The organism is Caballeronia sp. LZ003, from assembly GCF_031451465.1.
GTDB lineage: Bacteria > Pseudomonadota > Gammaproteobacteria > Burkholderiales > Burkholderiaceae > Caballeronia.
The window spans coordinates 1-6,172 of record NZ_JARUXJ010000266.1; the positions used below are offsets into that span (position 1 = coordinate 1).

A 6,172-nucleotide genomic window follows, 5' to 3' on the forward strand; every position below is an offset into this window, starting at 1 on the left:
AACAAGGATTCTTGATCCCCGTTCGAGCCCCGAATCAGGCGCCTTTCGCTGGCGCCATTGCGCCGAAAACACCCGGCCCCTTTACGGCGAAAAGCAACAGGCGTCCGGTTCGAATAGCCGCAACCCCTCCATTGTTAGCAAGTCGCCAGGGTCAATCTCGCCTTCGAGCGCTGGCCATGAAAACTTCAACGCGTTGGTGAGAAGAAGAACATCTCGCGGTTTGAGAAGCCACCGATGCACGCCGTGCATTCGAAGCGTGACCCAGCGCATGTCACTCGGGATTGCCTTCAATAAAAACGCTATTTCCGAATCGAGCATGCACAGCAGCGAGTTGCGGGTCGGATATGGCAGTTCGATTTCGTGCTGAATGATCTTTTCGGCGTATCGCGGCCCGCTCGCCGTATCCGTTTCGTCGAACGCGTCGTGTAGCTTGCTCCGGTCATACGCCAAGAGATAGACAACATTGGGAAGCTGCCCAACCGTCTTAACCATTTGCATGATGGACATCACTTCTGGCTTCGAGAGCCGGTCAATGTCATCGATTGTGACCAAAAAGCGCTTCCCCGATTCGCCGAGCAGCTTGGCGAGCTCGCGATGTGCTGACTGCAACGAAGGTTCTTTCAGGAACTCATCGAGCTTCTGCTTCAGCGGCTGCTTGACGATGCTCACAACGCCCGTTGCGGCCCCTCGTGAGATGCCAATATCGGCGACAACCGCGAGCTTCGCAATTGCATCCAAGACGGCATCGCTTGACCCACCGAAGCGACTCACGAGTCTGCGCCAAACGCGCTTCAGCACGTTTTCCCGAGGCCCGACCGTTTCCGAAAGCACCTTGAAGAACGCTGCGACGAGGTCTTGGTGTCCAGAGGCCATCCACGGCCGGAAATCAATATGGTGAACCCGGTCCGCCTCAGCTTCGGCTTCTTCCCTGTACTTTTGCAGATAGGTGCACGTGAAGTTGAGGAGCGTCGACTTGCCGCCACCCCATGCGCCGTTGACGCCGATGACGAAACCATTCGGCGCATCGATGGCGGAGATGACTTTTGCCAGTCGCTTAGCAAGAGGCGAAACTCCCAGCCGGTCGTCCTCCCATGGATTACTCTTCGCTCTGTCATCGCCAAACGACTGCCGTTTGTTCTTCTTCATGCGCACCAGTACCTATGAGAAAAATCAAAGTCTACACAGGGCGCACAATTTGAACGACCTCGCACGTGCAGTGTGTTACGACAAACCGCCCGCCGCCGCGGTGCACGGGCGGCCGCACAATGCGTGCAATCCTCGGACCCCGTTTTCGGGGATGTCAGGAGCCTGCGGGACCGTCGCCAGCACGCAATGGTATTGTTTCGTTGGCAACAGCTTCCGCCGAATCCATTAGACCAACTTCGGCAATGGCTTCGTGCATAGCTCGAGCTGAAATGGTGTGCGCTTTCAATGGTCCTCGTTTCGACGCAGAGGACTTGTGGTCGCAGATGTCGATGACCAGTAGGTAAAGCGTCTTCCCGCCGACGCATAGGAACGGGACCAACATGTCGCTGGTGGCAAATTCGAACTGCAAGTCTTCCGGGCAAATCCGATAGATGACGAGATACCCGACGCCTTGGTGGAAGTCTCGCGTGTATGTCAGTAGCTGATTGAAGCCACTGGTGATGCTGCGCTTTCCGCGGCTTGACTCTCCGCTAAAAATCTTCGCGTCCAGAACGAGCTCCGGGGACACAAGGTCCGCCATTCCTGAAGCGGATTGTGGCTCAATGTGAAAGTCGAGCCCTTGGTCAAAGAGGTAAGCGTATAGGTCCGTTGCCAGCTCCCGCTCACCGTCCTGCACAAGAGCGTGCAGACGCTCGCGCTCGAACCATTCGGCTCGCTTCTTGTACTTGATGAGCAGCGATAGAACTGCTGCCTGTCCGTCTAAGGACTCGTCAATAAACTCATAGAGCGGCTCAACGAAGTGTTCGATGAAGCCTTCCAACGCTCCCTCTGGCTCGCTGGAATTGTGGAGGAGTCGACCGATGTTGAGCTCAGGATGCTTTGGGCCAAGAGGCTGCGCCGCGCAGTGCTGAACGACGCGAAAGCAGAACTCGGCGAGCTCTTTTTCCGTCGAGAACCCGGACAATGTATCGCCCGTTAGCATTCCGTCGAGCTCTTCTTCGTATGTCTCGCCTTCGGCATCTAGACGCGCCACAATCCCTTCAAACAAAGGTTCAGAATGAAGGAAATTCCAAAATTGGACCAGTTGACTGTGAAAGAAACGATAGTCCTTGACCGAGTTCAAGCGCCGGAATCGCTTCTGCAGTAAGAAGCGTTGCTGCTGAAGGTAATGGGAATCCATCTTCAGAATTTGATGTTGATGGTTGTATTGAGAGCAGAGAATTCCTTGACGAGTCGGTCCATGGCTGCCTTCACCTCTCGTCGTGCTTTCCGGCATTCGTTCATGCTGTCCTCGAGCCGGATATTTCCCTTGCACCCACGGCAAATGACGACATCTCGAAGCCTGGCGTCTCGATATCGAATTTCGTTGTGAAACCCGCAGCCCGGACATTCGATGTCCAACTTTACGTAGTCAAGGTCCATCGAATGTGGTCACGAGTCCAGTTGGTCGGAAAGATAAGATACAACATTCTCGGAATGCGACGACTCCAGCTTGAATTGTGGTCGTCACGTGTTCCCCTTAATTTTATCTATCGGTGTTTTTGCAGGCCCTGGTCAATGGACATCTTCTACTACTGGCAAAAGCTCGAAACCAACCTGAAGAATGGCGAAGTCGGCTACTTCGGCTCGAAGAACGCAAAGCTCGTGGAACTTGCGGGGCGATTGCCCAAACGCATCTGGGTGTTCAAAACACCCAAAGGCATGAAAGGCTCGATACAGCTTGTCAGGTCGTTGTTGGTCAGCGAGGAGCCGCGCGTTGCATCAACACCGAGTTCCCGAACGTCGTCTATTACGACCCGTTCTCGCCCGAGTCCGTCATTTACGCCGATTCCGACGCGCCGGAGCGAATCGCTGAAGTGTCGGGCTACTTCCAGTACCGCTTTCAAACTGCGTTCAGCGCGAACCTCCAGGGCGACTCTGGACTTCAAGCACTCGAATCAAAGGTCGTTCGGGGTCTGGAGTCGATGGTGGCAGAATGGGGAAAGGTACAGATGCTCGAGCGGGTGAAGGACCCCAAGAAGGTGCAGCCCATCAACCCGTTTGCCTCGCAAACTCGATAGCCTCGAGGACAACTTGCGAAAAGAGACCCGCTGAATTTCGGCGGGCCAATGAACCGCGCTCCATGCAAGAACGCAGGGAGATGATGCCTTGGGGAGCACGCCGGCTCAAGACAGGAAAGTGAAGCGGTGCGTTTCGAATCATTGAACAGCGCGAAAGCCGTTTTAGTGGCGACGCAGGGAGGCGCCATAAGAACGACAGGATTCGCAGCCTCGACCTCTGGGGTCAGTGAAGCCTCTTGCGCGCAAGAAGTTGGTCGAGCGCGTCGCGGGCTGCCTGTAAATCGTTGAACGCGGCAGTGACGCGAGCCAGCGACAATGTCCGCATCGCAGTATCGACGCTCGTGTTCAAATGCGCTTCAAGGGCCGCCGATGCGGACCGCAGTTCCCGTGCGGCGTTTGCAACGCGCTCGACGGCTGTAGCTTCATCGTCATTGCCTTCAGGGCGGCCCATGTTCTTCTCGGAGTTGTTCCTGACAGGCAATTTTGCACGCCCGGTCAGGCAAATGCGCGCAGGCAACCACTCTACTCTCAATCATAGACATTGAGTAACACCAATGGCGCTAACCGGTATGCCGGATTTCGCAGCAGCGATTAGTTGGATTGCTTGCTGGCGAGACGTTCGATTGCGAGCACGCCTGCCTCCATTTTCATGCGAGCCGAAGAGTTGGCTGACTGCACGAATAATCTCGGCGGGCGGAACGCTCGAAGCGCGACGGCTTCCTTAAGCCACAAAATCACATCGTAGCCCGTGCCTCGCTCATATAGATGTGACGTCCTTCTTTTGCGGCCGCTTGGTCGAAATCGACTACTCGCCCGAATACCTTGCGCCGAATACATCATTGAGTTGCCGTGCTCGCTTCACGTCATCTGAATGGAGATAAATCGAGGTGGTGGCAATGGATGCATGCCGGAGGTTGTCCCGGACGGTCGTGAGTTCCGCGCCATTGGACAGTGCCAGGGACGCGTGCGAATGCCGCATCCAGTGCGGTGTCGCTGCGCGCAATTTATCGGCGAGTGGCGGATGATCGACTTCGAGCGCTTGCGCGACTTGCTTGAAAAACCGCTTCATCACAGCCCAGAGGCGAACACCGCTAATGGCTCGATTCGTGTCTGAGTCCAGATTGCCGATCAACGGCGTGTTGAGCTTCCAGCGCTCTCGGGAAACGGGTAACTGTCGCGCGAGCAAGTAAGTGGTCAGCGCGTTCCAGGCGAGCGGCGGCAACGCCACTTTGCCGATTCTGTGCCCTTTGCCGGTGACGCGAAGCCAATAGAGGCCGGTTGGATCGGTCTCGATCTGCCGGAGCGTGGTGCCCACGAGTTCGCCCGCCCGTAGGCCAGTCGCCACGCCAAAGTCAAGCAAAAACCGCAGTCGGTGCGCCGCGGGCGCGGACCAGCCGTACGCGTATTCCAACCCATCGGCGATCGTCCGGATCAACTGCCACTCTCCATCGGTAAAAGCGCGCGACGCATCGAGCGCCGCCGCGGCCGTTCCCCCGCGAACTTTGATGCCCGAGAATGGGTTCGCCAACACGTAATGTTCGTCGATCAGCCAGCGGAACAGCGCATTCAGAATGGAAATCGCGTGTGCCGCCGATCGCGCCGACAACGCGCCCGCGAAAGGACGCCAATCGGGTGAATGGCGTGGGCGCAGCGGCCCCACCCAACGCGCGTGCGGAGTCGGCCGGCGCAGGAACGCGCGGTACGCCACTGCATCTTCGGTCGTGAGCGACGACAGCGCGCGGCCGCGCTCCACGATCGCCCACAGGATCAGGCGCTCGGCTTCCTTCCGGTACGTGCGCCGGGTCGCCGGCGACTCGTGCAGCGAGAGCCAGGCGTGAATCGCGTCGTAGTCGTTGCCGGCGTCGAGGGTACAGGTGGCGACCGGTGCCCGGAAGGTACCTTCAGACCCATCGACTTGATGCGGAAGTTTGAGCGACTCCCACGGCACGACGATGCCACGCGGTTCCGACAGGATCAACGCGCGGGCCCGCTCGGTGAGCGAAGGATGGGCGGCGAAGAATGCTTCGATGGCTTTCGCGCTCGCCGCACCCAGGTCGGGAATCACGGTCCACCACTGACGCCGGCGCGGAATGCGCACGGTTAAGTCAGCGAGGGTGAGGATGTCGTACGCGTGGAGCGCGCGCACCGTGCGAGGCGAGAACCAGCGCTCGACGGGGTCGGCGATGTCGGGCAACGGCGGTCGTGCGTGCCGCAAGACTTCGATCGCTTGCGACACTGCTTGCGCGTGCTGCTCGCGCGATGCAACGGGGTGACGCAACACGTCCGCGAGGTCGGCACGCTTGATCTGGTCCGCCCGGTCAACGAGCTGGCGGCGAATGCGTCCGATCACGCCGCGGGCCGACTTCGCCAGTTCGTTCGGCAGGAAGCGTTGGACGGCTTCGCGCGAGGCGAGGCCGGCGGACCACGCGCGCAGCGCCGCCAGTTCGTCGGCCGTCGGGAATTCAGGCAGATCGAGCTGATCAGGCAGGGCGGTGTCGGCAGGGGAGACAGCCGCCGAGACCGACGATCGGAGACGCGTTTTCATGAACGCAAGTTTAGAGCAAAAACGGCACTATTAGGATAAGGGTAGTTATCCAAATAGCCGTGTTCTACGTCGTCTGCGAAGGCCTGCCGCTTTAATTTGCGACGCGGAATGGCCGGTATGGAAGCGTCGAAAAACCATTACGACCCGTCCCGGTCGGTCACGGTCGAGAGGCCACGTCAACGCAGTCCGCAAGCTGACGTGCAAACCGTCAGCCGCACAGCCAAGGAACAAGGGATGCTGCAAGCACTTGTATCTTCCAACTTCCGGACCGGCCATGAAAATCCGTTTGAAGCCTCTCGATTAACAAACGATCGTTCTCACTGGCGCGACGAGCGGGATTGGTCTAGCCACGGCGCGGCGCGCCGCGAAGGCAGGCGTGCGCCTTATGTTGATCGCCCGCGACGAGACAGCGCTCGCCGTG

Annotated in this window: 5 protein-coding genes and 1 pseudogene; 2 read left to right on the forward strand and 4 right to left on the reverse strand. The window is 58.4% G+C overall.

Going from position 1 to position 6,172, the window contains the following annotated elements:
* Positions 1-81 precede the first annotated feature (81 nt).
* Both QCE79_RS38660 and QCE79_RS38665 read right to left on the reverse strand, forming a co-directional pair.
* Positions 82-1,146, reverse strand: coding sequence for a P-loop NTPase fold protein (locus QCE79_RS38660; protein ID WP_309854319.1), 1,065 nt, complete (start codon positions 1,144-1,146; stop codon positions 82-84).
* Positions 1,147-1,300: 154 nt separating this feature from the next.
* On the reverse strand, positions 1,301-2,422 hold the full coding sequence (locus tag QCE79_RS38665) for a hypothetical protein (protein ID WP_309854323.1): 1,122 nt from the start codon (positions 2,420-2,422) through the stop codon (positions 1,301-1,303).
* A 265-nt stretch (positions 2,423-2,687) separates the two neighbouring features.
* On the opposite strand from QCE79_RS38665, the gene QCE79_RS38670 reads away from it, so the two are divergent.
* Positions 2,688-3,206 carry a hypothetical protein gene (locus QCE79_RS38670; protein WP_309854327.1) on the forward strand — a complete coding sequence of 173 codons (519 nt, stop codon included), beginning with the start codon at positions 2,688-2,690 and terminating at the stop codon, positions 3,204-3,206.
* A gap of 223 nt (positions 3,207-3,429) precedes the next feature.
* Here the strand turns inward: QCE79_RS38670 and QCE79_RS38675 are convergent, their stop codons facing one another.
* A complete protein-coding gene (locus QCE79_RS38675; RefSeq protein ID WP_309854330.1) occupies positions 3,430-3,657 on the reverse strand; it encodes a hypothetical protein in 228 nt (75 codons plus the stop codon).
* Positions 3,658-4,011: 354 nt separating this feature from the next.
* Entirely contained in the window at positions 4,012-5,751 is a 1,740-nt protein-coding gene (locus QCE79_RS38680) for a site-specific integrase (protein WP_309854333.1), read from the reverse strand.
* A gap of 274 nt (positions 5,752-6,025) precedes the next feature.
* On the opposite strand from QCE79_RS38680, the pseudogene QCE79_RS38685 reads away from it, so the two are divergent.
* A pseudogene (locus tag QCE79_RS38685) lies at positions 6,026-6,172 on the forward strand (SDR family NAD(P)-dependent oxidoreductase); the annotation flags it as partial.

Coding starts and splice junctions, on each gene's coding strand:
- QCE79_RS38680 (WP_309854333.1), bottom strand. CDS start 5,751: ATGAAAACGCGTCTCCGATCGTCGGTCTCGGCGGCTGTCTCCCCTGCC.
- QCE79_RS38660 (WP_309854319.1), bottom strand. CDS start 1,146: ATGAAGAAGAACAAACGGCAGTCGTTTGGCGATGACAGAGCGAAGAGT.
- QCE79_RS38675 (WP_309854330.1), bottom strand. CDS start 3,657: ATGGGCCGCCCTGAAGGCAATGACGATGAAGCTACAGCCGTCGAGCGC.
- QCE79_RS38665 (WP_309854323.1), bottom strand. CDS start 2,422: ATGCCGGAAAGCACGACGAGAGGTGAAGGCAGCCATGGACCGACTCGT.